We start from the raw sequence: 26,006 nt of genomic DNA, 5'->3' as shown, positions 1-26,006 counted from the left end.
AGAGGCGTAATTTTTCATTGAGCACAATTCAAAAAATAAAAATAATTATTTATCTTACTGATAACTCACCAATTCTAGAACAACACATCGGTTTAACCAATTTGGTTGAGCAGCGTCAACTTCTGGTGGTAAAGTTGTTAACCCAAATACTTTTAAGCGAAACTGTTCTACACCTTGATCAATTAATGCTTGTTGTACAGCTTGCGCTCGCGCCAGTGCTAACTGTTGTGCTTGAGCAGTATTAGCGGGAGAATAGCTATAACCTACAATTTTTACATGGTGCATTGGATGCTGTTCTAAAAGTAATTTAACTTGCTTAATTTTGTCTTCTAAATCTACGGGTTTGACAGTAGCCGAATTAGGTTCAAAATAAAATCTAATACGATTGTTTACAAATGATATTTGTACTGTAATAAATATTGACTTCACACCGGGAATTTGTTCCAAAGCAGATTGAATTATGTGTGTATCTTTAACGCGGTTGACACTACCATCAACAAAAACTTTACTCGCACTGTATCGAGTAGAAATTTTCACACCGTCCATTTTATTTAAAACTGTAGTGACTCGTTTGACTTCCGCAGCAGCTAGTACTAAATCAGTGGGAACTTCAACTGAAAGAATTTGGTTGTCAATTAACCATGCGGGAGCAGTTGATTTAGCAACTTTTTCGGCTTGCTTTTGCAGAACTTGATTAGGAACTCGCCCAGTTAATTTCAGCTTACTCTTTTCTTCCTGTACTGTTAAGCGATATAATGCTAACTCAGGGGTTGAAGCTAAAGCTAGAGAAACTTCATTTTCAATAGACCGAATTATTGCCAGATTATATTGCCAAATACCCCAAGGAATCAAAATAGCGCTGAGGAAAGAAAATATCAGTATTAGTAGAGGTGAAAGCCGATTTTTTGAAGTTATATGCTGATTTTCATCATCTTGAAGGGCTGCTAAAGTTGTATGAATTTGCTTAGGAATTGTATCAGGATTGCCGTCAAATTGCTCGATTATCTTTCCGTAGTCTTTAACTATTTTACCAAGGTCACACCGCATTTTTTTTATAAAACTTTTGCTTGGCTCTCCTTGAGAAACAATAGCTAAATAACAATACCCTGCTACTTCTAAAATAATTTTGGATGTACCATATTCAATAGCATCTAATTCGGAAACACTACCAGAAGTGGTGATACAATCATTAGCGAAACTACGAATAGCTGTGAGCATTCCTGCTATCATTTCTGATTCTAACCTTTCTTCATTAGCCGGTTGAATATCTGAAATGATTAAGCCTGATGCTTTATGAATTAAAAAAATAGCCTGTACCGTAAAAGGTATTGCTTCTTTAAGTATTAGCTCTGCTTCAGAAATTCCTTGAAATTTGGCACGAATTTTCCGTTTTATCCCTTTAACGCTCAAGGTTTCTTCAACTTGTTGGTTAATAGCACGAATGGTTTCTGCTAAATATTTGGTAATTGTGCTACCAATAATCGGATAAAGTGCATCCACAATAATATCTTGTTCAATTTCAATTTGTTTCTTGATAGCTCGTCCCATTGTGGGAGCAAATGCGTCAGAAACTTCTTCTGGACTGATGAGAATTTGTTGGGAAATTGCAATAGGAACAGCAGGCGCCAAAGCTGAACCCATACTAGCTTTATCTTCTTCAGTGCGACTACGGATAGCTTGCTCTATGATGGGGACAATTATCTGTGCTATTTCCTCTTGGGAATCAGCAATTTTGATTCTTAAAAGTTCAGAAATTGATGGTAACAATAAATTAATTAGTTGTGTTGGTTCATAAATCTGAATTTCTAGTTTATTTAAATCTTGCTGAATACTATTTGTAATCTGATGTAGCTCTATTAATTCAGTTCCTAATAAAAGTTCTTGCAATTTTGCTAATGCTTGATTTTCGTCTGTGGGTTCATATGAATTAAATTGAATTGATTCTTCTTCGATAATGGTAGGCGAATAGGTATGTTGTTCTGGAATTTCTAATTCTGTTATGTGTTCCTCATTTTCAGTAGTTTCTAAAGCTGAATGAGCCAAACATTGCTCAGGTGGGGTGATAATTTTTAGTTCTACAAGCAAATTCACGAAATTATCAAGCTGGAGAGCTTGTTCTTGATTTAGATCAATATCTTCGGGAACCGCATCTTCCACCTGAGTCATATGTTTAAGAATGTAATTCTAGAGTATTGTTAGAGTGAGTAAATACCTTTGTGAGTTTCGTAGTCTCTAATAAAGGAACTGAGGTATATCCACTTTTATCTTCCACAGCTTCTTGTAATTTAGGAATTAATTCTGTTCCTTTTAAGCGCATTCCTAAAGCAAACAAACTTTCCGCCATGTCGTCACGAGAAACTTTGTTGGCTTTCAAATCTGAGAAGCGTCTTTCTAGTTCTTCTAAAATTAAATCTCGCAAAGCTGAGATATCGTCTTGAAGTAAATCTTTTGTTTGAGACAGTTCTTCTCGAATTGAAGTAGTTTGTGTATCTAGTGATTCATCAAGTGCGTGAACACTACCAGAAAATTTTTTATTCAAGCGGTCTACTAATTGTCGTAAATCTGCAGTTTCTTCTTGGTTTGTCAGACTCAATGACTTGTGTTTTTTATCTAATGATTCAACAGCTGCTTTCAATTCTGCTGTAAAGTGGTTTTTCAGTTGTTCAATGTGGGTACGCATCTCGTTTTGAAAAAGATGTAAGTCTGACTCCATTTTGCTGAAGCGACTGTCATAGTCTCTGATTTGCGCTCCGAAGATAATATCGCGGATCTGATCAATATTACCCAGTCGTTCGCGTACGTCTTCTCTGCTCATTTGACTCATAGCGATTAACTCTCTCCGTAAAGTTGACTAGAAAATTTAGGTAACTCGTATTGTCAGCGTTGAGGCTTGACGGTTTTAAGTCACAGATGCTACAAACCTACTTAACCTAACTTCCGTAAGTTTATCTCATTGTTATCAGATTTTCCAAAATTCTCTTCAGTCAGAGTGTAGTTTTGTCAAGTAATAATTTTTTTGTCAGCAGTCTGCAATTTATCACAAGTTTGTCACAATCCATCACTTATATTTATTTGTTGTGTCAGTTTTCTAATATCTACTAAACAACTAAGCATCTCCGAGTTCTTCCTGAAGTCGGAGATTTTATTTTTTTAGATGAGAATTTATTCAACAAAGATTATGTGTATGCAAATATAGCGTTTCTGGTTGTTGCTGCTGTTGTCACAAGTTTTTCACATTTGCCTTTATATACTTCGATAATAGCAGCAAAACCATCGCCTGTTTAAATTGATTTTTATCAATTAAGATGTGATATCTCACACCGGAGATAGACGAGGAAAACACTGTTTGTTTATCAGTTTCAAACCTAACTCTCTGCTTAGTCATGTAGCTGGGGCCGCAGTTCCCTAGCTATTTTTTTCTAAATTATTGCTGTAATCTTGTTAACTTTAAAATTGTTATGCAATGCCCATTCTCAGGTAGTTTGAGAATGTAGAGTTGAGTTTGTGCAAAATGTCTTTAACTGAAGAAATTCTCTCCCAACTACCCGGTGATGTTTTAGGAGGGTTGCGTCGCACAGATAGTCTCCTCGCGTCTGTGAGAGAAAACACCGCACCCATCCCTACCGTAGTCAAGGAAAATCAGCAGCCTTTAGATAATTTAGACTGGGATGTGATTATTTGCGGTGGGACTTTAGGAATTTTAATTGGTTGTGCTTTGGCGGTGAAAGGTGTGCGCGTGGCGTTGTTGGAGCGAGGGATTTTGCAGGGGAGAGAGCAAGAATGGAATATCTCTCGCAAAGAGTTAGCGGTGTTTGTGGAATTGGAGTTGCTAACAGAAGAAGAATTAGAAAAAGCGATCGCTACTGAATATAACCCAGCCCGTGTTAGCTTTCTAGGTGGTAAAGAAATTTGGGTAGAAAATGTCTTGAATATTGGCATTGATCCAGTTTATTTGTTAGCTACATTGAAAACAAAATTTCTTGCTGTAGGCGGTAATTTGTGTGAAAATACACCTTTTAATGAAGCCGTAATTCATCCCAATGGGGTGATAGTTAATCAGCAATTTAAAGCTCGGTTGTTAATCGATGCAATGGGACATTTTTCTCCCATCACTCAACAAGCACGCCAAGGAGCAAAACCAGACGCACTTTGTTTAGTTGTGGGAAGTTGTGCTCAAGGTTTTCCGGAAAATCCCTCAGGCGACTTGTTATTATCTTTCACACCCTTGGAAAATCAATGTCAGTACTTTTGGGAAGCTTTCCCCGCTAGGGATGGTAGAACCACTTACCTGTTCACTTACATGGATGCTCATCCACAACGCCTGAATTTAGAAGCTTTGTTTGCGGAATATCTCCGCCTCTTACCAGCATATCAGGGTATAAAATTGAGTCAGTTGCAGTTTCAAAGGGCGCTGTTTGGCTTCTTTCCTACTTATCGCCAAAGTCCACTAAAAACACCTTGGAATCGCCTCCTCCCTACTGGAGATAGCAGCGGGAGTCAATCGCCTTTAAGTTTTGGTGGGTTTGGTGCAATGGTGCGTCACCTCAAGCGGTTAACATTTGGTATCCATGAAGCATTACAAACCGATCAATTATCAACAACAGCCCTATCGCTACTACAACCTTATCAACCAAGTTTAACGGTGACTTGGTTATTTCAAAAAGCTATGAGTGTTGGTGTTAATCAACAAATTGCTCCTGAGCAAATTAATCAACTGCTAACAGCAGTATTTCAGGAAATGCAGCAACTGGGTAATCCTGTTCTCAAGCCATTTCTACAAGATGTCGTGCAGTTTTCCGCCCTGACAAAAACGCTTTTAAAAACTGGTTTAACCCATCCAGAATTAATCGCTAAAATTATTACCCAAGTTGGTTTAGCAAGTTTGTTAGATTGGGTGGTGCATTACGCAAATTTAGGTGTTTACACTGCCTTATTTCGGGTGAGTCCAATGTTAGAAAGATTGGTTAAGTATCAAGGAATTGAACAACAATATTATTGGCACCGCTTAGTTGATGCTTGGAAATATGGCTCTGGTAGCGATTACATTGAGGAATAATCTGAGCATAAATTTCGTTTGTAGTCAGGACTTTAGTCCTCAAAATCAGAACTAAAACCCTGACTACAAACGTTTTTAGCAGACAATAGTTGTGAGGATAAATAACATGATTGAAAAGCAATCTGCAGGTATAAAATACTTTGCTGTGTTAACTGGACTATTGCGCGATCGCCCAGTATTTTTAGAAGAAATTAGTCAAGGTGTAAGATTACCTAGTAAAATCATTTCTCTGTTAGTCTGCAGTTCTCTATTTCTAGCTATTTACGGCGGAATTATTGGTGCATATCATAGCTGGATGCAGGCGTTATCTTCTGCAGTCAAACTACCAGCGCTCTATTTAATTACGCTGCTGATTTGTCTACCTGCATTGTATTTTTCTAATATCATTTTCGGATCCAGGCGCTCTTTTGCTCAACATATGGTTTTAGTGTTGACAGCAGTTTCAATCACTAGTGTGCTGCTATTTAGTTTTGCACCTATAACCCTGTTTTTTTTACTCACAACCAATAATTACCAGTTTTTAATTATATTAAATGTAATTATTTTCTCAGCCACTGGATTTATTGGTATTTCTTCTCTCTATAATGCAACAAATGTGGTGTTAGAACAAGATGATGAAGGTAAACAAACACGTCAAAAAATTTTACAATTTTGGTTATTTCTCTATGCTTTTGTTGGTAGTCAGTTAGGATGGACACTCAGACCATTTTTTGGTACACCAAATTCAATTTTTCAATTATTCCGTGAGCGAGAAGGCAATTTTTACCTCAGCGTAATTCAAGCTATTGGTTACATGTTAGGCTTTCGTTCTTAATTCCATAGATCAGAGGAAAAGTTATGCTTGAGAAAAAAAGTTACAAAATCAAACAATTTAATGTTTTGATCAGTTTACTGCGCGATCGCCAAAGTTTTCTAGAAGAAATTCGCCAGCAAGTCCGATTAGAAAGCAAAATCAGCGCCTTGTTTGTTTCCAGTTCTCTGTTCTTTGCGATTTATGGTGCAATTATTGGCGCTTCCCATAGTTTTGCACAAGCTTTATCTAGTGCAATCAAGCTTCCAGCTTTTTATTTGTTAACATTGATTATTTGTTTCCCAACTCTGTTCTTTTTTAATATTTTGTTTGGTTCCCGTAGCAGCTTTCAGCAACATTTTGTGGTGCTGCTAACATCTGTCTCTGTAATTAGTGTACTGTTATTCAGTTTGGCGCCAGTCACACTCTTTTTTACCATCACAACCCCTGATTCCTATCAATTTTTTAAGCTGTTAAATGTCGTGATATTTGCAATCACAGGGATATTTGGGGTCAAGTTTCTTTATGAAGGAATGCAATTACTTTCTGAAGAAGAAGAAGTTGGTAAAAAAACCCGCACGACAATTTTAAGATCCTGGTTATTCCTGTACGCTTTTGTAGGAATGCAATTAGGATGGTTTTTAAGACCATTTTTTGGCGCTCCTAATTCTAAATTTGAGTTATTTCGAGCGGTAACAGGTAACTTTTATCTTGATATTGTGACGGCGATTTCAGAAATTTTGGGTTTCCGTTAACAGCACACAGACGTAAAATTTTACGTCTCTATTCATATCACATTGCTGCTTTCACTTTCTCCACTTGTCTGGGTGCTTGCATTTCATAAAAAAGCTGAATAGAATCATGAAAACTTTTTTGACTCTCGATAACTTTGCCCATTTTTTGATAAGTTAAAGCTAGTTGATAGTACGCTTTAGCTAAACTGCATTTATCAGAAAGCTTATCCATACTTTTAATTGCTTCAGAATGCTTCTCTAGAGCTAAATCAAAGTTTCCTTGTTCACGGTATAGGGAGGCTAGACAGGATACTGCTCTGGCTTTTAAAGAGGTAAACTGATTATTTTCACAATGAGCGATCGCTTGATGACAAATCTCCAGTGCAGTTTCTATATGACCTAAATTTTTATAAGTATGACTACTAAATAATAAGCTAGTTCCTGCGCCCCAAGAAGTTAATTTTTTGTGAGAAAATCCTTTTTCTGCTTCTTGCTGGATAGCGATCGCATCTGTCATCATGCCCATAGACGAATTGATATAAGCCAAGCAACACTGACTATAAACCACATATTGGTAATAGTTTTCGTCTGTTTGTGCTAAGTTGTTCACTAATTCAAAAATCTCTTTTGCTTGCTCAATTTCCCACAAGTCTATATAACAAAGACCTAAATTAAATCTGCTCGATATTCTCTCTTGAAAAATTTCCTGTTGGTCAGCAATTGATTGGGAATTTTGGTGAGAGCTAATCGCTAAACTCAAATTACCTGTTTGGTGATATGCCCTTCCCAGCATAGTACGTAGTGTACTCAAATGATATTCAGATTTGAGTTGATTTATTAAAGGTTTAATTATCGAAATTAGTTTTTCCAATAAACCAAATCTGTTAAACAATACACCCAAGGGTAATTTTTGATCCCATTTATTATCTCGACCACTGATAATGACATTAGCAGCTTCTTCAAAATCACCAATTTCTATATAATGATGGTAGGCTTGTAACGCCATTAAAGCATTTTGAGAACTTTCAACTTTAGTCACACTATTAGTCCAGTATTCTGCTGCTTTGCGGTTAGCAACTTGCCATTCACCGTTTTGTCCCAAACGGGCGATCGCTTCTGCACAAATCACTGGATGCAACCAATATTTATCCTTGCGACATTCTACCAAACAGCGTTCAGATAAAGATTTAATTACTCTCCGTGCTTGCTGTTCTGTTACGTCCCACAACAAGCATTGCAATCCTTGAAAGCTTACATGAGTCATTTCTTGATAACGATAACATCCCAAACGACATAGCAGCCGATAGGCATCATTATCTAATAGTTCTAAACGGTCAAATTGACCAGCAATTAAATTACTCAGTGGTCTTTCAATTAATAAATCATCCCTGTTTTCTCGCCAATAAATATCTGCATTCCCCGCAAACTCTTTTTTAATTACACCGCTAATAATTTGCATCGCCATAGCGTTACCGCCAAAGGCTTTATGCATTTCATCTAAAGCATTTGTCTGAGCATGAATGTGGCGACTGGTAAAAAATTGTCTCCAAGCAGATTCATCCAAACCCTCAAGAAGATAGAAACTGTCATCAACGCCGGCTTCATGGAGACGCTCCCGACTGGTAATGAGTGTAACTGATTGCACTGCAGGATCACAGAGGACTCTCAACAACTCTACATAAGAGCGACAAGAGCCGATAATCCGCCCATTTTTATCAAGCGCAGATTCCAAACGATCAATCAACACCCCAATTTTTTTGGTTCCGTCCCGTAACTTCCGCTGTAATCGCTTGAGATTGATTCCAAATTCTCTCCCCGGTTCTTCGTGAAAGTCTCCCCGCAACCATTCCTCGACCACACTTTCCGCAGGAACGATATTTTCTTTTTCCTGCGGCATCCATAGGTCTAAAAAATCAAACCCTTGGGTTTTAAAATATTTACGGGCCAAAGTTGTTTTCCCCACACCACCCTTTCCTTGGATGAGAATGACTTTAGCGCCATCACTGACCAGGGTTTGCATCTCGGCTATTGCGCGATCGCGTCCCACAAAGTTAAAATCTGAGTTCTCTGGTGGTGCGTGCTCGCTAGGGGGATTGGGTGGTGGTAGAGTGGTTTGTGTCTGTTCGGCTTTCCAATATCCTAGTACCACCATTTGAAAGTTTAATTTGTTGACTTTCTCCTTCTCCCCCAACACCTCCGTCAGTAGACCCCACAAATCAGCCCCTACTGACTTCAGATGTGCGCCTGAGTAACCAAAATCTTTAGCAATCCCATCGTAAGTTTGCTTTTCATCTTCCCAGAATTTACAAAAAATTATTGTTTTAACCTTGTCTAAATGTTCTCCTGTCTTCAGAAAAACTAATTTGTCAACATACTCCAAGGCTTCTGCGGCACCCATCTGTTAACTGTATGTATCTTTTACTGTTAATTATAGCTGTCTTTTAGTACTCCCTCTTTACCATACTACAAACTACTTTTTCCTACCGTAGGCTATTTACTTTTTCCTACTGCAAAACACTTTCAACTGTATTATGCTTGTAATCAAGACAGGTCAAGTTTAGTTAAATAGCTAAAAATTGTGGTTGAGGAAAGATGGAATCGGCGTTTTTGATTGACTTGTTCTCTAGAGTAAACATACATAAAAATGATTCCTTGGTAGCACGCAACATGAATTAATTCACTGTATTTTGCGAAACACTACAGGAGGTTAAATGATGTTAAAGCATGACTGCAATTATGACTGCAATCTCAATCATTGTCCTTTTGTTCAAGATACCCGCAATCCCAATCGATATGTTTGTCTCAAATGTGGCGTAGATAGACAAATTGATCGCCCTTTTAGTCTAGCTACGATTTTGTTAGTGATGTTGGGTTTATTACTTTTTTTCCAAGTATTAACTCCACCGAAACAAAAACCACCACAACTAAAACCTAACTCTGCTACTTATTCAGCTATTAAATAACACAAAAAACCATGACTACTCACCAATATACTCCCCTTTTGCGATTGGCTTTTAAGTCAATGAAATATTTTCTGTGGATGCTTTTTGGTTTAGCGATCGCTTATGCTTTATCAAGTGGCTTAGGAATTGCAAATATGCTCCCAGCCCTGATATATCTACTGCAAAATCTGTTAGTTCCTCTAGGACTTATTCTCTTGTGTTTAATCACCACCGCTGTGATTGTGGAGTCTTGGCGCTAAAAAAAACCAAGAGTCAGAAGCTGATTGTTCTAAGTTATCTTCTGTGATCTAAAAACTTCAACTGCTGATATATACAGTTAATTTGGGGTAAATTCACACCTACCGCTTGCGCTCTCCGTAATGGATTACCAAAAATTGTTTCTACCTCCAAAGGACGGCGTTCATCATAATCAATTTTCATGCTGGTGCGATAAGGCTCCATTTTCACTGTATATTCGAGCATCCTCGAAATGAAACTATCAGGAATTACCCTTCCGCAACTTTCAGCCCCAATAATCACTTCATACATCAACTGCTCAACTAAGTTGCGAGTGTAAAAATCTGCCATTAATTCATCAGTTTGCGCGTTGAGAATCACAGACAGCCCATTGTAGGGAATATTCCACACAAGTTTTTTCCATCGCGCCAATAGCAAGTCTTTCGCCAATTCTATCGCAATACCAGCCCTTTCAAAATCATCAGCAATTTGCCGCATCGTGTTTGTCATACCCGCTGGATTGTAGTCAGGGAGATACTCTCCCAACGTAATTTGTCCATAAGCGAGGTGGTGAATTTTTCCCGGCGCTATTTTATTCGAGCATAGAAAGCACAATCCCCCGATAATATTGACATTGCGGACTATTTGTGCAATTTCCTCTTCTACATCCAATCCATTTTGCAACACCAATACCACCCCACCATCCTTAACCACAGGAGGTAACATCTGTGGTAATAAATGGTTTTGCGTCGTCTTCAAAGCCACAACCACCACATCACATCGTGGCATTTTATTCGCATCACCGTAGGCGTTCACTTGGGGAAGCCTGAAGTCACCGTCTTTAGACTCGATGACTAAACCAGATTTACTGACATGTTCATAATCAGTGTTCAGTAAAAAATGCACATCAAGACCAGCCCTCTGCAATTTGGCGCCATAAAACCCGCCTAATGCACCTGTTCCTATAATTGCGTACCTACGCTCGGACATCTGCTTTAAGAGAGAATTTATTTATGATGATCATAAAGCTATATGAATTTGAATTTGTTTAATAAAAATTAAAACTGCTTAACTATCCTTTAAAATCTTTGACAGTGATATTAGGTGAAATATATGGCTGATATTGTGGATATTGCCGTTAGTGCTGACTCTTTCAAAACTCTGGTGACAGCTGTACAAGCGGCTGGTTTAGTAGAGACATTAAAAAGCCCTGGCCCTTTCACTGTTTTTGCACCCAATGACGATGCTTTTGCTAAGTTACCGCCAGGAACTATTCAAACTCTAGTGCAAAATATTCCTCAATTAACGAGAATTTTAACATATCATGTAGTCCCAGGAAGACTGTTACAGGCTGATTTAGCCAAACTTGGTACTGTAATTTCAGTTGAAGGTTCACCCATTAAAATTGATTGCGCTGATGGCTTTGAAGTCAAAAATGCCACTGTCTTAGCAGCGGATATCATAGCTGATAATGGTGTGATTCATGTAATTGATACAGTAATTTTGATGGGTTAATTTGGCTGGAGTGGGGTACACCCACTCTAGCAGTATGAGTGATTTTCCATCTGAGAGAATCACTTTAATTTATGTTACACATTTAATTTGGTTACTGAATGTGTGTGCTAAGGTCAGTCTTGTTATTTGAAAATATATTAAGTTTGATATAACAGACGCAAATTATCCCCAAACATTGATGCTTGATTTCAACACCCTAACTGAGTTCTCTCGCGCCAACTGCGTGAGTATTTGTGCATTCCTGGTACCAGCCAACTTACTCACCACATTGTTAACAATTATTTTAACTGTGCGACGCAGCCCAACGCATCAAATTTGGCAAACTGCAGCTATTGCCAGTATTTTGGCTTTAGTGATGGTAATGCATGTATATACTTGGTTCATGATTGGTGTGGTGATGGCTCCTACTTATATCCTGCTATCACTTGCTATTAGCTGTTGGTTAACTAATTTGGCAGCTATTATCTGGCAAAGACGCTACACTCACACCCTCAGCTTCTCCAAGCATATCTAATCACAAACAGCGGTGTATATTGCTGTCTCATAATTTTTGGAAATTGACAATCTCTCTGACAGAATTTCCTCAATTATGTCTAAATAAGTTAGCGAAAGTAGTCCCGAAATCAATACTTTTCAGTTAAGCTGAAAATCTTTGTTAGCCTTTATTCAGCATAGTTTAGATCATAGATCCCCGACTTCTCAAAGAAATCGGGGATTTGTAAATTTAACATATTATTTCCGGCGCAAATGAGAAATTAATTTAGACTGAATTCCTCTTTTTATGTCTAGACAAATCATTTTTGTGACTTGATTTTTCCAGTCTATTCTTCAACAATAAACACAGCATCTAACAACTTGTAGGCGCTCTTGGTGACAACTTAACCTTATCCAATGTCCACAGTCCGCAAACGCGGACTTTTTTTATGAAACTCGTGACACACAAATTTAAAACTCCCCGGAGCGAGTCTGAGGAGTTTTTAAGGAACTACAAAATTATGTTTTGCTATCAATCGGAGCGGCGGGATTCGAACCCACGACCTCCACTACCCCAAAGTGGCGCGCTACCAAGCTGCGCTACGCCCCGTCAATTTAAGTCACCTTGGCAAGTATAACACAACTACAAGCAAAATCACAAGCTGTTTTCAAAAAACTTTGAGTGTCGCTGCGGCTTGTAGCAAACCCTCTACAGCTTCAGGATGCCATCTACCTTCCGTTGAGCGCCCTGTATTGAGGATAAAGCGCAGACTGTAGGCGTGGGCATAACCTTCTACCTCCATCCATAATAAATCGCTTTCAACTTCGCAAGCAATTTTTTCTTCTGCCATCAATTCGCTTGCTAATTGCTTGATGGTGCTGGCGAGTTGAGTTAACAGGCGACAAAATTCGTCTAGTTCAGCCTCCGTTAATTCTACCGCCCAATCGTCTGTGCCCACTAGTCCTTTAAATTCTGGTGCGTTGGGGTTCCAACCGAGACGCCAACCGGGCCCGGTTTTAACTAGACGTTCCATTGTTGAAAAGCAGAGTTATTTGAGTAGTTCAGCACCACCTGTTTTGGGTGGTTGTGGGTTGGTGGTGTTAGGGATTGGTGATGTGGAGGGGTTGGGACTAAAGATGTTGGTGAGGATTTGGACTAAAGCTTGACGTTGGCGACGGTTGAGGCGGCTAATGGCAGCGCGATCGCCTTCCAAAGGATTCTGTTTTAATGTATCATTCCCTGGATAACTAACATCGTAAATAATTTCGTTTGCACCTAAATAATCAGCCAAGGTGAGTTTCCAATCTAGGCGATAGTTTGGTGTCCGCTCTTTGACATAGATATGGTAGCGGATCAGGCGACTTGCCAAGGTGTTATTTTCGGCAACTTTCCCTGTTTCTTTGCTAATGTATTGATTTTCTTGAGGAAAGTCGGGCAATTGCTGATACACTTGTCGCCAAACATCGCTGGGGCTGATGCGTTGAGCTACTGCGGGCGGGATACTCAGCCTGTTTGGTTCTAGACCTAAAATCATGATGACTGCTGCAGTCAAGACGATCAGCAACACTGAGTGCAACTTGAACGCTGTCCGTGGGAAGATTGACTGAGGGGAAGGTGTGTGGTGTGCCATAAATAAGTATTCTGAGATGAAAGTGCATCAACACTCTCATCTCAGGAATTTAGGTTACATTTCGCCGATAATTTCTGGCTGTGTTAATTCATCAGACATCTCAATAATTGCCCTGAGTACTGGTTTCATCATGGCATCTTCTGCGCTCTCAAAGTCTTCATAGCGCCGACGCTTGGCTCGATTTGCTACTTGAACCGTAATGCGGTAGCGATTGGAAGCTGCGCCAATTAAATCCTCAGCACGGTGCATGATTTGAGACTGAGTTGTCTCGAACTTAGAACGCTTTAGCATAGTTAGTGGTTCTTGAGGTCATTCCCCAGTTTAACAGTACTGGTCAATTTACGGCTTTGTGCTCACTTGCTCAGTTGGTTTTAACCATTCTCTTGATAGAGGTTAACAAGTTTTTCACATTTTATAAGTGTGTTGTAACACTAAGTCAATAAATTTACTCAACCTTATGCCTGATCTTGTGGAAACTGCCGTCAATGCGGGAAATTTTAACACGTTGCTCAAAGCTGCTGAAGCTGTGCAACTATTGGAAACTCTCAAGAGTCCTGGTCAATTTACACTTTTTGCACCTACTGATGAAGCTTTTGCGAAATTGCCAGAGGGAAGTTTAGATGCGCTACTGGAGGATATTTCTAAACTGAAGAAGATTGTCGCATATCATGTAGCTTTTGGGGATGTCAGGTCTGATGATTTAAAGCAGATTGATGAGGCGCAGACTATGGAAGGGTCTGTTATCGCTATTGAGTCAGTTGATGGTGGAATTAAGGTGAATGATGCTCATGTCGTTACCACCGATATTTTGACAGATAACGGGGTAATTCACGTGATTGATGAGGTTTTGATGCCTGCGATGGTTGCTGGGGGTAGGGGTTAGGGGAGGTGGGGAGATGGGGTGGTGGGGAGTGTGGGAGGTGTGGGAAGCTTGGGAAGACGGAGAAGATCACAAGCGTAAGCATAAATTCGTTTTTTATTTCATCTCCCCACACTCCCCACACTCCCCACACTCCCCACACTCCCCATCTCCCCATCTCCCCACACTCCCCACACTCCCCACCTCCCCATCACCCCATCCCCCCACACTCACACCCCTCCTGCTATAAAGATGTACAAGCTTAACTGACTCCGAGAATGCAACCTGTGCGGGGAGGGAGAGTTAAGGTTAATTGCTTAGTGTCTGCTTCCAACTCTAATTCAGCATTGCCATATAAAAGTTGCTGGGGTTGAGTACGCAGATTTGCTAAATCTACATTCGCTTTGGCTGGTGCTGTCCCTACATTGACCGCAATGATTAATTCCTCTGTTGCTAAAGTGCGCGCAAAGATATAAAGTGCTCCTTGAGCAAAGAGGACTTGATAATCACCTACGCGTAAAGCGGGGTGAGTTTGACGCAGATTAATTAATTGGCGGTGAGTGGTGAAGATTTCCTGATCCCAGTTAGCCTCTAAGGGGAAGCCACGGCGCGAGTCTGGATCTATACCACCGGGTAAGCCGACTTCATCACCATAGTAGATGCTGGGAGCACCGGGAAAGGTGAGTAATAGTAAGGTTGCGAGTTCGATGCTGGGTTTATCACCACCTGCAATGGTCAGTAATCTAGCTGTATCATGACTGGCTAGTAAGTTTAATTGAGTGAGTTGTATTTCCCAAGGATATAGTTGCAATACTTCTTGAATTTTGGCAGCGTACTCAGCCGCAAATAAGGGTGGGTATGGTTGATAATCACGGCTTTGTACTTGGTCTAAGACTACGCGATCGCCAGCTGCAAAAGCAATTGTCGGCCCAGCAAACAGATAATTCATCACGCCGTCAAATTGGGTTCCATCCAACCACTGGCGAGAATCTCCCCAAACTTCGCCCACAATATAAGCTTCGGGGTTAATGGCTTTGACTCGTTGGCGAAATTCTTGCCAAAAACCCGGTGTTTTCACCTCGAATGGCACATCTAACCGCCAACCGTCGATGCCGAATTTAAGCCAATATTCGGCAATTTCCATGATGTATTCTTTGACTTCTGGGTTGTCGTGGTTAAATACTGGTAGGGCACGATTGCCTGCCCAACCTTCATAGTTGGCTGGTAATTCCCCAGTATAGGGAGCTAGAGGCCAATCTGTGATTTTGAACCAATTTACCCAAGGTGAATAGGGGCCATTTTCTAACACGTCATGGAAGAAGAAAAAACCTCTACTCGCATGATTAAATACGCCATCCAGCACGACTTTAATATTTCGTTTGTGGGCGGCTTCTAGTAATTCTTTAAAAGCTTCATTACCACCAAGTAGCGGGTCAACCTGATAATAATCATGGGTGTGATAGCGGTGATTGCTCGCTGATTGAAAAATGGGGGTGAAGTAAATAGCATTAATTCCCAGCTTTTCTATGTAGTCTAATCCTTCGAGAATGCCCCACAAATCGCCGCCTTTGTAACCTTGGAGTGTGGGCATAGCTTCCCAATCTTCCCACCGAGCTTGGTGTAATAGCCGTTTGCGCGATTGTTTACTTTGAGCAAAGCGGTCTGGGAAAATTTGGTAGAAAACCGCGTGTTTAACCCAATCTGGTGTTTGAATTTGCATGAATGATACTTAATGTCTTCAGGTGCGATCGTTGCAAATTTTAGCTTCTTTATGGCTCTGGCTGGGGATAGAAAACGAGTTATTTAGGAGCATTGGAGTTTAGGTATTGATGGCGTTGATTTGTGATGGTGATGAAAATCCGCTTGCAGATAGAGGTAAAATTGGCTCTTAAAGTGGTATCAATCGGTTGCAACTGTGCCGAGCCGATTGTTAAAGCAAAAAGATGACCGATCAAGAAGCATCACTGGGAGCCAACAGAAGAAGTACCCGCATTGCCCGACTGCTCCCTTACGGTGTGGCGATCTTTTCCGTAGCGTTAGCATTGGGGCTAACTCTGATACTTTTACCTTGGCTCTATCCGACGACAACGCCGCTGTTTTTAATGGCGGTGATGGTGAGTGCTTGGTATGGGGGTTTGGGGACTGGGTTCCTAGCAACGGTTTTGTCTACCCTGGTGATTAACTATTTTTTTATTGAACCGTACTACTCTTTACAAGCTCCCAATTTTGAGGTAGTTCTTAGACTGAGCACCTTTGCGATCGCTGCAGCTTTAATCAGTTCACTCAATCAATCGCGCCGCAGTGCTCTCCAAAAAACTGAGGCTGCTTTGCAAAGTTTGCAAGAGACAATGGAGCGGGAGCGGGAGGCGCGGGCTGTTAGCGAAGCAGCTGAAAATGCGGCTCAGGCGGCGAAAGCTCAGTTAGAAACGGTGCTTGCTAGCATTAATGACGGGTTTTATGTCCTTGACCACTATTGGCGTTTCACCTATGTTAGCGATCGCTACTGTGAAATGGTGGGAATGCAGCGGTCACAGATTCTCGGTGAGAATGTTTGGGAGTTATTTCCCCTGGCTGTTGATACTGATGCTTATGTGCAATTTCATCGGGCAATTAATGAACAAACGTCGCTACAGTTTGATTATTATTACGCTCCCTGGAATTGTTGGCATGACCATCGCATTTACCCGTCTGCTAGTGGATTGACTGTTTTCTTGACTGATATTAGCGATCGCAAACTGGCTGAAGCGACATTATCTAGCAATCAACAACAGTTGCAATCCTTGATTGATGGGATTCCCCATGCCGTTTGGGTACTTGACAGTGAGGGCGAATTCTGCTTCAGCAATCAACAATGGTTGAATTACTACGGTGTTCCTTTCGAGGAAGCGAGGGCGCAAGGCTGGAGTCAGTTACACCCCGATGATTTAGATGCCACACACCAGCAATGGCAGATGGCACTCAAGACTGGCTTTCCCCATGAAACAGAATTTCGCTGGTGCTTTGCTGATGGGTCGGAACGCTGGTATCTCTGTCGCGCCCAACCAATTCGCAACCAGTCGGGGCAAATTGTCCAGTGGGTAGGTACTAACACCGACATTACCAATCTCAAGCAGGTAGAAGCGGCTTTGCAGGAAAGCCAGCGGTTTATGCAGCAGGTAGCCGAGACTTTGCCCGGTTTGCTGTATGTCTATGATCTTGTGACAGAGCGCAACGTGTACGTGAATTCCCAAGCTCTGGAAGTGCTCGGATACACACCAGAGCAAATCCAGAGTATGGGAGAAAATATTACTCAGCTGATGGTGCATCCGGACGATATACCACTGGTGAGAGCTTACAATGCCCAATTTCACACAGCAGCAGCCGATGTTGTGCTGCCTTTAGAATTGCGGATTCAACACGCCAATGGGGATTGGATCTGGTTTTTGTTCCACGCTACTGTGTTCAGTCGCACACCAGAAGGAGTGCCACAACAGGTTTTGGGTGTAGCAATTAACATTAGCGATCGCAAAAAAACTGAAGCCGACCTGCAACAGAGCAATGACCGATTTCACAGAGCGATGCAAGCGGTTGAGGGGATTGTGTTTGAATGGAATATGCAAACCCAGACAGTCTACCGCTCCCAGGGATTGTTGCGGTTAATCGGCGTGCGGGCAGAAGATGCACCGCCTACCGCCCAATGGTGGACAGAACGGCTGCACCCCGATGATCGGCGACGGATTGAGTTAGAGTCTCCCGCAGTTGTAGCCAATAGCGATCGCTACGAGGGCGAATATCGAGTACGCCACGAAGCAGGTCACTGGGTGGATGTGTGGGAACGAGGCTATTTACAGCGCAACTCCCAAGGAGAAGTAACGGGGATTGTGGGTTTTACTACCGACATTAGCCAGCGCAAACAAGCCGCAGCCGACCTGCAGGAAAGTGAATCGCGGTTCCGCAGTATGGCAGATAATATCTCTCAATTTACCTGGATGACAGATGCCAGTGGTTGGATTTTCTGGTATAATGAGCGCTGGTTTGATTACACTGGCACGACTCTGGAAGAAATGCAAGGTTGGGGATGGCAAAAAGTACACCACCCAGACCACGTTGACCGTGTAGTTACGCATTTTCGCCAAGCGATCGCCACAGGTGAATCTTGGGAAGATACCTTTCCCCTCCGGGGTCGAGATGGCACTTACCGTTGGTTTTTGTCTCGCGCTCTGCCGATTAGAGATGAAACAGGACAGATTCGGCGCTGGTTTGGCACAAACACCGATATCACCGAAATCAAACAGACGCAAGAAGCTCTGCACGACAGTGAATCTCGCCTGCGTCTGATTTTTGAGAGCGCCAAAGATTATGCCATTTTCACCCTGAATTTAGACGGTGCGATCGCCAGTTGGAATTCGGGAGCCGAAAGGCTGTTGGGTTACACAGAAGCCGAAGTTATTGGCTCTCATGGTGAAATCATTTTTACTCCCGAAGATCAAGAACAAAGAAAACCCGACTGGGAAATGCAAACGGCTCTCACCCAAGGACGAGCAGAAAATGAACGTTGGCATGTCCGCAAAGATACAAGTCGTTTTTGGGGAAGTGGGTTAATGATGCCTTTGCTGGATGAAGCGGGTAAGTCCCAAGGATTTGTGAAAATTTTACAAGATAAGACTTCCCAGCGGCAAGCAGGCGAGCGGTTGCAATTGTTGTATGAAACTACCCGCGATTTACTTTCCACAGAACAACCTCTAGCGATGATCAACACGCTCTACCGCAGACTTTCCCATCAACTAGAGTTGGACTGTTACTACAACTTCATGGTAGAGGAAAAAGACAACCGCTGGCTGCTACATCTGCGGAACTATGATGGCATCTCACAAGAAGAAGCACAAGCGTTCGCCTGGATCGAATTCGGTGAATATCTTTGTGGGCTGATTGCTCAAACCCGCCAGCAATTCGTCCTCAATCACGAGCAAATTCTCACCCATCCCCATGCTGAATGCGCGCGGACAATAGGCCTCACCGCTTATGCAGGTCAACCGTTAATCGCACAGGGACGGCTATTAGGGACACTTTCCTTTGCCAGCCGCACCCGCACTCATTTCACCCCCGCCGAAATTGACTTGTTACAATCCGCATGTGACCAAATTGCCATCGCCCTAGAACGAGCAAACCTCACCGCTTCACTCCAGCAACAAGCGCAACAGCTACAGCAAGCCAACCGCATCAAAGATGAGTTTTTAGCAGTACTCTCTCATGAATTGCGATCGCCCCTCAACCCGATTTTGGGATGGTCGAAGCTGTTACAAACTAACAAACTAGATCAAACCAAAACAGCACAGGCATTAGCGACCATCGAACGCAACGCCAAGCTACAATCTGAACTAATCGAAGATTTGCTAGATGTCTCTCGCATTTTGCAAGGTAAACTCAGTCTCAACATTCGTCCTGTTGATTTGGCTTTAACAGTCACAGCCGCAATTGAAACCGTCAGTTTAGCTGCAGAAGCTAAATCTATTGAGATTAAGACTGTGTTAGATACCCAATTAGGGCAAATTTTGGGCGATTCCAGCCGCCTACAGCAGATTGTCTGGAATCTGGTTTCCAACGCCGTCAAATTCACTCCTAACGGGGGGCGTGTGGAAGTCAAGTTGTCATCGGTAACAGATGATGCTGCTTATGCTCAAATTACAGTCCAAGATACTGGTAAAGGCATCGCACCAGAGTTTTTACCCCACGTGTTTGATTATTTCCGTCAAGAAGATGGCACAACAACACGCAAATTTGGCGGTTTGGGACTGGGACTAGCGATCGTCCGCCATCTAGTCGAATCCCACGGCGGTACAGTCCACGCAGACAGTCCAGGTGAAGGACAAGGTGCCACCTTTAGTGTCAGATTACCTCTAGCGGCGACGATCAGCCAACAAAATAACCTTGACCAAAGACTTTCTCTCTCTGCAACTGACGATCAAGCCCTCAAAGGAAAGCGGGTACTAATTGTCGATGATGAACAGGATATGCGAGACTTAATTTCCTTTACCTTAGAACAGGCTGGTGCAGATGTAGTCACGGTGACTAACGCCTTAGAAGCACTCACAGCATTAGCTCAGTTCCAACCAGATATTCTCTTAAGCGACATTGGTATGGCAGACATGGACGGATATATGCTATTGCGCCAAGTGAGAACCTTACCACCAGACCAAGGCGGCCAAGTACCGGCGATCGCCCTGACTGCTTATGCTGGCGAATTTGACCAGAAACAAGCCTTGCAAGCGGGTTTTCAACAACATCTCTCCAAGCCCATCGAGCCAGAGGCTTTAATCAGAGCAGTCAACAAATTGATGCAGAACCGCCGCTAATATACAAGCGGCGCCTCCTTTTGAAAATTGCTGCAATCAACCAAGTCTTTCCCTAGTCCCCATTGGTGTCAACTTAACGCGAAACGCTTGTCCCGCCTCAGAATCAATTCTGAGTCTCATAGCAAAAGTCATCTCAAGATGACTAAAAATGCTCACAAATCCCTAGTCTACTTCAGTAGACTTAAGCTATTAGCCTGGGAATTCATTCCCAGACGGGTATGAAAGCCAAGCATTTAAGCAATCTGTGGCTTAAGTTGATACGTATGCCTAGTCCCTAACCCCTACCCCCTAACTACTCTCTTCCCCGTTAAAAATCAGCGATGTAGTTTTATAATTGTTTTGAAACAGTTCACAAATCGTCCACAATCCAAAATAGTATCAGTCGGCGAACTTTGTCAGCAACGCTTCTGCCATCAAATTTAGTTCGGCTGATGCTGCGATTTTAGTGTCTGTTTTCGCTACAGCATATCACTTCACTGGCATCTCAAAATTATGAACTCCTCAAATTTTACTACTGTGCAAAACTTAGAAGCTGCCTTTGGTGGTGAATCGATGGCAAATCGCAAGTATCTTTTTTTTGCAGAGGTAGCGCGGAAAATTGGCTTTAAAGACTTGGCGAAACTTTTTCAGGAAACAGCAGAACAAGAAACCCAACATGCTTTTTCACATTTTGTTTTGCTACATCCAGAACTTGTGGTAGAAAATCCTGAGGCGTTGAGTGCAGAACAAAAGCGAGAAATTATGTCCCGCTGTTTATCTTTAGCCATCGAAGGCGAAACCTATGAATACAGTATCATGTATCCTGATTTTGCTGCAGCGGCTCAACGCGATCGCCATCAATCAGCGGCTGATGAATTTCTCAAGCAAGTGCAAGAATCCACAGACCACGCTAACACTTTTCGGGAGGCTGCACATCGGTTTGGCTTGCTAAAATTTGTGGAAAATTACCATGCTGACCGCTACGCTGAAGCTTTAACGGTTTTAAATGGCGGCCAAGCTACAGCTAAAGTTGTCAGCAGTGATCCTCAAATTCGTAAATGGATTTGCCGACAATGCAGTATGATTTATGATCCTGTTGCTGGTGATCCTGATTCAGGAATTGCTCCCGGTACACCTTTTGAGCAAATTCCTGATGATTGGCATTGTCCCATCTGCGGTGCGAGTAAAAAAACTTTTAAATTATTGGAAGAGAACGTCTCTTAGTCCTGACTAGACCTTTGCTTCTAAAGATTTGAGTAACTCAGTATTGACACCAGACTCGCGGATCAGAGAAATTTTGCCGGTGCGGGCTATTTCTCTGAGGCCAAATTTTTGCAGTACCTGGACGATCGCTACCATTTTCCCAGGATCACCCACTACCTCTAAAGTCAAAGAATCTTCAGCCACATCTACCACCCGCGCCCGGAAAATCTGAGCTATTCCCACCACCTCTGAGCGGTTGGTGCTGTTAGCATTCACCTTCAAGAGCATCAATTCTCGCTCCACACAAGGAGTTTCTGTAATGTCCTGCACCTTGAGGACATTGACAAGCTTGTATAATTGCTTAGTCAGTTGTTCAATCACGCGATCGTCGCCAGGTACAACCATCGTAATTCGGGAAACTCCCCCCTGTTCAGCCGGGCCGACAGCTAGGCTTTCGATATTAAAACCACGACGAGCAAACAAACTAGAAATGCGGGAGAGTACACCCGCTTCATCTTCTACTAATACTGATAGAGTATGTTTCATCTTTGCCAACAGAGGCTAGGGCAGGATGTGGTTAATGCAGTCACTAGCTAATGGCTGCAATTTTCACTTGACTTGAAAGTCTGAATTCCTATTTTAAACTTAATCGTGCATCCATAACATTTATTTAGGAGTAATATCAGTTCCCCAAAAGAAAACAACAGATAAATTGGTAGGGGCGAATCTGTAGGGGCGAACGGCCGTTCGCCCTTACTTACAGATTATTGATGCGTTGCCAAAATTTAGAAAATTGGCGTAACACGAAAGTTGTACCGAAATCATTCTAAATGTAGGTGTCCAACTATTTACACATCCTTTCCGGGACAGATGTAGCTTTTTTCTCCAGCTTATATATTCACAAATGATGTATTACCGAATCGGAGAAAAAGTTTATGGGTTGGTTAAAGAGACTGTTCGGCATGGAAAAACCAGAAAATGCTGAAGTTAACCCTAATCCTCAAGCAGTAGCGCAGGCTCCTGCGGCTACTCAGCAGTCTACGACAACGACTCAATCCATTCCCCCAGAACGCTTGGGATTAAATGGAGAATATGACCAGAGCGGGTTAGCGAAGCGGGTAGCGTTGGCTTTTGATCAGGATGCTCAACTAGATGACATGAATACTCTTTGGGTAGCGCAAACAGGGGGGACTGTGGTTTTAAAAGGTCAAGTCCCCAGTCAAGATCTTCTCAATAAGATGGTTTCTGTAGCCAAGGCGGTTAACGGCGCTGATGCCGTTGACACAACTCAAGTCAAAATTGGTTAGTTGTTGTTTGTTATTTTTTATTGTCAAGGCTATTACCGAGAGATTGTTCAATCCAATCTAAAATAGCTTGGTTGACTTTCTCCGGACACTCATCATGGGGACAATGCCCTACATCTTCTAGGTTGAGTAACTCCAATTTTTGGTTGTATTGAATAAATCGGCTAGCAAGTACTGGCGGGACAAATCTATCTTTTTGTCCCCAAATCAGTAGCATGGGAATTGCTAAGGTTGGTAAAACTTTCTTGACACTGGGGCTAAAGTCAATGCCGATTGTGGCCTTGAATAAAGCGCTGAAAGCGCGGGCCGAACCCCGGTCTTGGGGAGGCCCGGCCAAGATTTCTATGAGTTCGTCGGTGATAGCTTCTGGGTTAGCATAGGCCAGACTAGCCCAGCGACGCACTACTCCCGGTCGCCGCACTAGGTTAAATAGGGGTTTGAGTATTAACGGAGATGCGACAATATTTTTAATGGCTCTGACGATGGGGCGCAAGGCAGGGGGTATGGCTTCTTGTTCTAAGGATGGGTCTGGTAAGCTCATCATGACTATACCCTGCACCATGTCAGGATGAGCAGCGGCGGCGGCGAGGGAAATTAATGAACCGTTGGAATTACCCACCAAGATTACTGGCTGACGGATAAAAGTTTGCCAAAAATCATAAACTTGCTCTACCCAAAGGTTAATGTTGTAGTTGGCTGGGGCTTTTTCAGAAGCGCCGAACCCAAGCATGTCTAAGGCGTAGACTGTATGATGCTCGCCTAGAACTTCTAAATTATGTCGCCAATGACCAATGGAAGCACCAAAGCCATGTAGTAGAATCAAGGGTGCTTTTTTGTGAGTGTTTTGGGTGGGGCGAATGTAAGTGTAGCGGATTTGCCAGCCTCGCCAAACCCAATCTCTTTGATTACCAACTCGCTCTTGCCAGTGTAGCGCCGTGGTCACACCTGCCTCCGATTTGTGCTCTTAATTTCAATAGTAAGAGATCGGACATCGGGTGTGGGAGGAGAGGGTGGTGGGGAGATGGGGTGGTGGGGTGGTGGGGTGATGGGGAGAAAAAGAATTAAAGAATTTATGCTTACGCTTGTGCTCTTCTCCGTCTTCCCACACCTCCCACACCTCCCACACCTCCCACACCTCCCACACCTCCCCCTCCTCCCACACTCCCCACACCTCCCCCTCCTCCCACACTCCCCACACTCCCCACACCTCCCCCCCATCTCCCCACCTCCCCATCTCCCCTTCAGGGCTTATACCGTTGGGAAATGCATTACCCTTGTACTATGGTTTAGAGTAGAATTAGCAACCAAGCTAAAAAAAACTGCCAATGGTTTTTGATCCCGACTTCTTGAATGACAACTCTGAGGAACACACCAACCAACTTCTGAACGACCACCTTGAGGAACAACCTAATCCGTTGCTCAAATATCTACAACACCAGTCGCCTGAAGTTCTTTCCCGTGTCGCCCAGTCTGTTAGTCCGGAAATTAAACAAATTATTTCGCAAAACGTCCAAGGGCTAGTGGGAATGTTACCTGCAGAAAATTTCAATGTGCAAATTACCACAGACAGGGATAACCTAGCGGGTCTTTTGGCATCGGCGATGATGACGGGCTATTTCTTGCGCCAAATGGAACAAAGAATGCATTTAGAGCATTTATCTAGTCAATAGTCAATAGGGAATAATTATTTTTTGTGAGGATAAGCCCCTGACTGGACTTTAAAGCTTTGTGTTCTACCGCTGCGGTTAACCTCGATTTCCAGGACATCTCCCACCGAACTAGACTCAACTAACTTTTGAACTTGGGCTGCAGTTCTCATCGGTTTACCGTTAACTTTTTGAATCACATCTCCGGGAAGCAGTCCTCCCTGTTTTGCAGGAGAATTTTCCAGCACTCCTTTAATCACAACGCCAGCATCTGGCTGAATATTGAGTTGATTTTCGAGATTAATCTGCTGTTTTTTGCTGGGAGAAAGGTCTGTCATTTCGATTCCCAGGAAAGGATGTTCTACGCGCCCTTTGGTAAATAATTCATTCGCAATGCGGGCGGCGGTTTCAATGGGGATAGCGAAACCTAGTCCTTGGGCGTCAGCGCGGATGGCAGTATTGACACCTATAACTTCCCCTTGGGCGTTTAATAAGGGGCCGCCAGAATTGCCAGGATTAATGGCTGCATCAGTTTGGATAAAGCTGACGCGCTTTTCTGGTACACCGACTTGAGCACTGGTGCGATCAGTAGCGCTGATGATGCCGATGGTGACAGTATTATCTAAACCGAGAGGATTGCCAATAGCGATCGCCCACTGACCAGGGATCAAATTTTGGGAATTACCTAACCTCACCGTAGGTAATTTATTGGCTTTAATTTTCACCACCGCCACATCTGTCACCGCATCAACTCCCAATACTTTCCCCTCAAAAGTCCGACCATCTTTCAGGGTAACTTGTACTGTGTCAGTATCAGCAACTACATGAGCGTTAGTCAATAATTCTCCATTAGCGCTCAAAATAAATCCCGATCCCGTACCGCGCTCAATTCGTTCTTCGGGGATCGGTTGCTCGTTTTCGCCAAAAAAGCGACGCAACAGCGGATTTTTCAAAGCATCAGAAATGGGATTTGCAACTTTGCGGGTCGCATTAATTCGCACTACCGCTGGGCCGACCTTTTGCACAGCGTTAGCAATAAAATTTACATTATCGCCGCCTGGAGAACCAACGGCGCCATTCACAGAATTAGGAACTACAGGGTCTACAGGTGGAGCCACAGTCACATTTTTTAATTGCCGAAACGAGTAACTTTGTGGTAAAAGATAGCGACTACCTAACAGACCTGCACCACCGCCAATCACCACTAAAGATAAATAAACGGCCAGTTGCTTTAAAGATAACTTCATAATCATTCCATTCAAGGACAGCAATGCAGTTGCTAATTTCTTAGTTTAGTCAAGCAA

General features: G+C 42.6%; 26 protein-coding genes and 1 tRNA gene. 13 read left to right on the top strand and 14 right to left on the bottom strand.

Going from position 1 to position 26,006, the window contains the following annotated elements; all coding sequences use genetic code 11:
* Positions 1-54: 54 nt before the first annotated feature.
* Positions 55-2,166 carry an OmpA family protein gene (locus tag MIC7126_RS0102195; protein ID WP_017651483.1) on the bottom strand — a complete coding sequence of 704 codons (2,112 nt, stop codon included), beginning with the start codon at positions 2,164-2,166 and terminating at the stop codon, positions 55-57.
* Positions 2,167-2,170: 4 nt separating this feature from the next.
* Positions 2,171-2,815: a hypothetical protein gene (locus MIC7126_RS0102190; protein WP_238553593.1), complete on the bottom strand. Its 645-nt coding sequence runs from the start codon at positions 2,813-2,815 to the stop codon at positions 2,171-2,173.
* Positions 2,816-3,511: 696 nt separating this feature from the next.
* Here MIC7126_RS0102190 and MIC7126_RS0102185 point away from each other — a divergent pair.
* The 3 genes from MIC7126_RS0102185 (at position 3,512) to MIC7126_RS0102175 (ending at position 6,601) form a co-directional block, all read left to right on the top strand.
* Positions 3,512-5,056, top strand: coding sequence for a hypothetical protein (locus tag MIC7126_RS0102185; RefSeq protein ID WP_017651481.1), 1,545 nt, complete (start codon positions 3,512-3,514; stop codon positions 5,054-5,056).
* Positions 5,057-5,162: 106 nt separating this feature from the next.
* Positions 5,163-5,870, top strand: a complete 708-nt coding sequence (locus MIC7126_RS0102180; protein WP_017651480.1) for a hypothetical protein — start codon at positions 5,163-5,165, stop codon at positions 5,868-5,870.
* 23 nt (positions 5,871-5,893) lie between these two features.
* Positions 5,894-6,601 (top strand): hypothetical protein, encoded by a 708-nt coding sequence (locus tag MIC7126_RS0102175; protein ID WP_017651479.1) that lies wholly within the window; start codon positions 5,894-5,896, stop codon positions 6,599-6,601.
* Between the two features lie 37 nt (positions 6,602-6,638).
* Here the strand turns inward: MIC7126_RS0102175 and MIC7126_RS0102170 are convergent, their stop codons facing one another.
* Entirely contained in the window at positions 6,639-8,978 is a 2,340-nt protein-coding gene (locus MIC7126_RS0102170) for a helix-turn-helix domain-containing protein (RefSeq protein ID WP_017651478.1), read from the bottom strand.
* Positions 8,979-9,291: 313 nt separating this feature from the next.
* Here MIC7126_RS0102170 and MIC7126_RS0102165 point away from each other — a divergent pair, with 313 nt between their 5' ends.
* Together MIC7126_RS0102165 and MIC7126_RS0102160 are read left to right on the top strand one after the other, a co-directional pair.
* Positions 9,292-9,543: a hypothetical protein gene (locus MIC7126_RS0102165; protein ID WP_154655809.1), complete on the top strand. Its 252-nt coding sequence runs from the start codon at positions 9,292-9,294 to the stop codon at positions 9,541-9,543.
* Between the two features lie 11 nt (positions 9,544-9,554).
* On the top strand, positions 9,555-9,782 hold the full coding sequence (locus MIC7126_RS0102160) for a hypothetical protein (RefSeq protein ID WP_017651476.1): 228 nt from the start codon (positions 9,555-9,557) through the stop codon (positions 9,780-9,782).
* A gap of 34 nt (positions 9,783-9,816) precedes the next feature.
* On the opposite strand, the gene MIC7126_RS0102155 is transcribed toward MIC7126_RS0102160, so the two are convergent.
* Positions 9,817-10,749: a putative 2-dehydropantoate 2-reductase gene (locus MIC7126_RS0102155; RefSeq protein ID WP_017651475.1), complete on the bottom strand. Its 933-nt coding sequence runs from the start codon at positions 10,747-10,749 to the stop codon at positions 9,817-9,819.
* Positions 10,750-10,872: 123 nt separating this feature from the next.
* Between MIC7126_RS0102155 and MIC7126_RS0102150 the strand changes: the two genes are divergently transcribed.
* Positions 10,873-11,274: a fasciclin domain-containing protein gene (locus tag MIC7126_RS0102150; protein WP_017651474.1), complete on the top strand. Its 402-nt coding sequence runs from the start codon at positions 10,873-10,875 to the stop codon at positions 11,272-11,274.
* A gap of 178 nt (positions 11,275-11,452) precedes the next feature.
* Entirely contained in the window at positions 11,453-11,788 is a 336-nt protein-coding gene (locus MIC7126_RS0102145) for a hypothetical protein (protein WP_017651473.1), read from the top strand.
* A gap of 496 nt (positions 11,789-12,284) precedes the next feature.
* Here the strand turns inward: MIC7126_RS0102145 and MIC7126_RS0102140 are convergent.
* The 4 genes from MIC7126_RS0102140 to MIC7126_RS0102125 all read right to left on the bottom strand — a co-directional run bounded on the left by MIC7126_RS0102140 (position 12,285) and on the right by MIC7126_RS0102125 (position 13,670).
* Positions 12,285-12,358, bottom strand: a tRNA-Pro gene (locus MIC7126_RS0102140).
* Positions 12,359-12,416: 58 nt separating this feature from the next.
* Positions 12,417-12,782 carry a DUF1818 family protein gene (locus MIC7126_RS0102135; protein WP_017651472.1) on the bottom strand — a complete coding sequence of 122 codons (366 nt, stop codon included), beginning with the start codon at positions 12,780-12,782 and terminating at the stop codon, positions 12,417-12,419.
* Positions 12,783-12,797: 15 nt separating this feature from the next.
* Complete coding sequence (locus tag MIC7126_RS0102130) at positions 12,798-13,283, bottom strand: hypothetical protein (RefSeq protein ID WP_085987009.1); 486 nt, start codon at positions 13,281-13,283, stop codon at positions 12,798-12,800.
* A gap of 150 nt (positions 13,284-13,433) precedes the next feature.
* Positions 13,434-13,670 carry a DNA-directed RNA polymerase subunit omega gene (locus MIC7126_RS0102125; protein ID WP_026099968.1) on the bottom strand — a complete coding sequence of 79 codons (237 nt, stop codon included), beginning with the start codon at positions 13,668-13,670 and terminating at the stop codon, positions 13,434-13,436.
* Between the two features lie 166 nt (positions 13,671-13,836).
* Between MIC7126_RS0102125 and MIC7126_RS0102120 the strand changes: the two genes are divergently transcribed.
* Together MIC7126_RS0102120 and MIC7126_RS31100 are read left to right on the top strand one after the other, a co-directional pair.
* On the top strand, positions 13,837-14,262 hold the full coding sequence (locus MIC7126_RS0102120; protein ID WP_017651469.1) for a fasciclin domain-containing protein: 426 nt from the start codon (positions 13,837-13,839) through the stop codon (positions 14,260-14,262).
* A gap of 13 nt (positions 14,263-14,275) precedes the next feature.
* Positions 14,276-14,488, top strand: a complete 213-nt coding sequence (locus MIC7126_RS31100; RefSeq protein ID WP_154655808.1) for a hypothetical protein — start codon at positions 14,276-14,278, stop codon at positions 14,486-14,488.
* A gap of 12 nt (positions 14,489-14,500) precedes the next feature.
* Here MIC7126_RS31100 and MIC7126_RS0102110 read toward each other — a convergent pair whose 3' ends face one another.
* Entirely contained in the window at positions 14,501-15,958 is a 1,458-nt protein-coding gene (locus MIC7126_RS0102110) for a glycoside hydrolase family 13 protein (RefSeq protein WP_017651467.1), read from the bottom strand.
* Between the two features lie 223 nt (positions 15,959-16,181).
* On the opposite strand from MIC7126_RS0102110, the gene MIC7126_RS0102105 reads away from it, so the two are divergent.
* Positions 16,182-20,570, top strand: coding sequence for a PAS domain S-box protein (locus MIC7126_RS0102105; RefSeq protein WP_017651466.1), 4,389 nt, complete (start codon positions 16,182-16,184; stop codon positions 20,568-20,570).
* Between the two features lie 492 nt (positions 20,571-21,062).
* A complete protein-coding gene (locus MIC7126_RS0102100) occupies positions 21,063-21,773 on the top strand; it encodes a rubrerythrin family protein (protein WP_017651465.1) in 711 nt (236 codons plus the stop codon).
* Between the two features lie 6 nt (positions 21,774-21,779).
* Here MIC7126_RS0102100 and ilvN read toward each other — a convergent pair whose 3' ends face one another.
* A complete protein-coding gene (ilvN, locus tag MIC7126_RS0102095; protein ID WP_017651464.1) occupies positions 21,780-22,298 on the bottom strand; it encodes an acetolactate synthase small subunit in 519 nt (172 codons plus the stop codon).
* Positions 22,299-22,687: 389 nt separating this feature from the next.
* On the opposite strand from ilvN, the gene MIC7126_RS0102090 reads away from it, so the two are divergent.
* Positions 22,688-23,059, top strand: a complete 372-nt coding sequence (locus MIC7126_RS0102090; RefSeq protein ID WP_026099967.1) for a BON domain-containing protein — start codon at positions 22,688-22,690, stop codon at positions 23,057-23,059.
* Between the two features lie 10 nt (positions 23,060-23,069).
* Here MIC7126_RS0102090 and MIC7126_RS0102085 read toward each other — a convergent pair whose 3' ends face one another.
* Genes MIC7126_RS0102085 through MIC7126_RS31775 form a run of 3 tightly spaced genes read right to left on the bottom strand, consistent with a single transcriptional unit; the run spans position 23,070 to position 24,282 of the window.
* A complete protein-coding gene (locus MIC7126_RS0102085) occupies positions 23,070-23,999 on the bottom strand; it encodes an alpha/beta fold hydrolase (RefSeq protein WP_017651462.1) in 930 nt (309 codons plus the stop codon).
* Positions 24,000-24,026: 27 nt separating this feature from the next.
* Entirely contained in the window at positions 24,027-24,200 is a 174-nt protein-coding gene (locus tag MIC7126_RS31095; protein ID WP_154655807.1) for a hypothetical protein, read from the bottom strand.
* Positions 24,133-24,282, bottom strand: coding sequence for a hypothetical protein (locus MIC7126_RS31775; RefSeq protein ID WP_154655806.1), 150 nt, complete (start codon positions 24,280-24,282; stop codon positions 24,133-24,135). The genes MIC7126_RS31095 and MIC7126_RS31775 overlap by 68 nt, the downstream gene beginning before the upstream one ends.
* A 99-nt stretch (positions 24,283-24,381) precedes the next feature.
* Here MIC7126_RS31775 and MIC7126_RS0102075 point away from each other — a divergent pair, with 99 nt between their 5' ends.
* Entirely contained in the window at positions 24,382-24,726 is a 345-nt protein-coding gene (locus MIC7126_RS0102075; RefSeq protein ID WP_017651460.1) for a DUF760 domain-containing protein, read from the top strand.
* A gap of 14 nt (positions 24,727-24,740) precedes the next feature.
* Here the strand turns inward: MIC7126_RS0102075 and MIC7126_RS0102070 are convergent, their stop codons facing one another.
* Positions 24,741-25,949 carry an HhoA/HhoB/HtrA family serine endopeptidase gene (locus tag MIC7126_RS0102070; RefSeq protein WP_017651459.1) on the bottom strand — a complete coding sequence of 403 codons (1,209 nt, stop codon included), beginning with the start codon at positions 25,947-25,949 and terminating at the stop codon, positions 24,741-24,743.
* Positions 25,950-26,006 lie beyond the last annotated feature (57 nt).

This window comes from Fortiea contorta PCC 7126 (genome assembly GCF_000332295.1).
Taxonomy (GTDB): domain Bacteria; phylum Cyanobacteriota; class Cyanobacteriia; order Cyanobacteriales; family Nostocaceae; genus Fortiea; species Fortiea contorta.
This window is presented reverse-complemented; position numbering and strand designations above follow the sequence as displayed.

Coding starts and splice junctions, on each gene's coding strand:
- MIC7126_RS0102070 (WP_017651459.1), bottom strand. CDS start 25,949: ATGAAGTTATCTTTAAAGCAACTGGCCGTTTATTTATCTTTAGTGGTG.
- MIC7126_RS0102100 (WP_017651465.1), top strand. CDS start 21,063: ATGAACTCCTCAAATTTTACTACTGTGCAAAACTTAGAAGCTGCCTTT.
- MIC7126_RS0102110 (WP_017651467.1), bottom strand. CDS start 15,958: ATGCAAATTCAAACACCAGATTGGGTTAAACACGCGGTTTTCTACCAA.
- MIC7126_RS0102135 (WP_017651472.1), bottom strand. CDS start 12,782: ATGGAACGTCTAGTTAAAACCGGGCCCGGTTGGCGTCTCGGTTGGAAC.
- MIC7126_RS0102195 (WP_017651483.1), bottom strand. CDS start 2,166: ATGACTCAGGTGGAAGATGCGGTTCCCGAAGATATTGATCTAAATCAA.
- MIC7126_RS0102125 (WP_026099968.1), bottom strand. CDS start 13,670: ATGCTAAAGCGTTCTAAGTTCGAGACAACTCAGTCTCAAATCATGCAC.
- MIC7126_RS0102145 (WP_017651473.1), top strand. CDS start 11,453: ATGCTTGATTTCAACACCCTAACTGAGTTCTCTCGCGCCAACTGCGTG.
- MIC7126_RS0102185 (WP_017651481.1), top strand. CDS start 3,512: ATGTCTTTAACTGAAGAAATTCTCTCCCAACTACCCGGTGATGTTTTA.
- MIC7126_RS0102165 (WP_154655809.1), top strand. CDS start 9,292: ATGATGTTAAAGCATGACTGCAATTATGACTGCAATCTCAATCATTGT.
- MIC7126_RS0102170 (WP_017651478.1), bottom strand. CDS start 8,978: ATGGGTGCCGCAGAAGCCTTGGAGTATGTTGACAAATTAGTTTTTCTG.
- MIC7126_RS0102155 (WP_017651475.1), bottom strand. CDS start 10,749: ATGTCCGAGCGTAGGTACGCAATTATAGGAACAGGTGCATTAGGCGGG.
- MIC7126_RS0102150 (WP_017651474.1), top strand. CDS start 10,873: ATGGCTGATATTGTGGATATTGCCGTTAGTGCTGACTCTTTCAAAACT.
- MIC7126_RS0102120 (WP_017651469.1), top strand. CDS start 13,837: ATGCCTGATCTTGTGGAAACTGCCGTCAATGCGGGAAATTTTAACACG.
- MIC7126_RS31100 (WP_154655808.1), top strand. CDS start 14,276: ATGGGGTGGTGGGGAGTGTGGGAGGTGTGGGAAGCTTGGGAAGACGGA.
- MIC7126_RS0102090 (WP_026099967.1), top strand. CDS start 22,688: ATGGGTTGGTTAAAGAGACTGTTCGGCATGGAAAAACCAGAAAATGCT.
- MIC7126_RS0102160 (WP_017651476.1), top strand. CDS start 9,555: ATGACTACTCACCAATATACTCCCCTTTTGCGATTGGCTTTTAAGTCA.
- ilvN (WP_017651464.1), bottom strand. CDS start 22,298: ATGAAACATACTCTATCAGTATTAGTAGAAGATGAAGCGGGTGTACTC.
- MIC7126_RS0102180 (WP_017651480.1), top strand. CDS start 5,163: ATGATTGAAAAGCAATCTGCAGGTATAAAATACTTTGCTGTGTTAACT.
- MIC7126_RS0102105 (WP_017651466.1), top strand. CDS start 16,182: ATGACCGATCAAGAAGCATCACTGGGAGCCAACAGAAGAAGTACCCGC.
- MIC7126_RS0102190 (WP_238553593.1), bottom strand. CDS start 2,815: ATGAGCAGAGAAGACGTACGCGAACGACTGGGTAATATTGATCAGATC.
- MIC7126_RS0102075 (WP_017651460.1), top strand. CDS start 24,382: ATGGTTTTTGATCCCGACTTCTTGAATGACAACTCTGAGGAACACACC.
- MIC7126_RS0102130 (WP_085987009.1), bottom strand. CDS start 13,283: ATGATTTTAGGTCTAGAACCAAACAGGCTGAGTATCCCGCCCGCAGTA.
- MIC7126_RS0102175 (WP_017651479.1), top strand. CDS start 5,894: ATGCTTGAGAAAAAAAGTTACAAAATCAAACAATTTAATGTTTTGATC.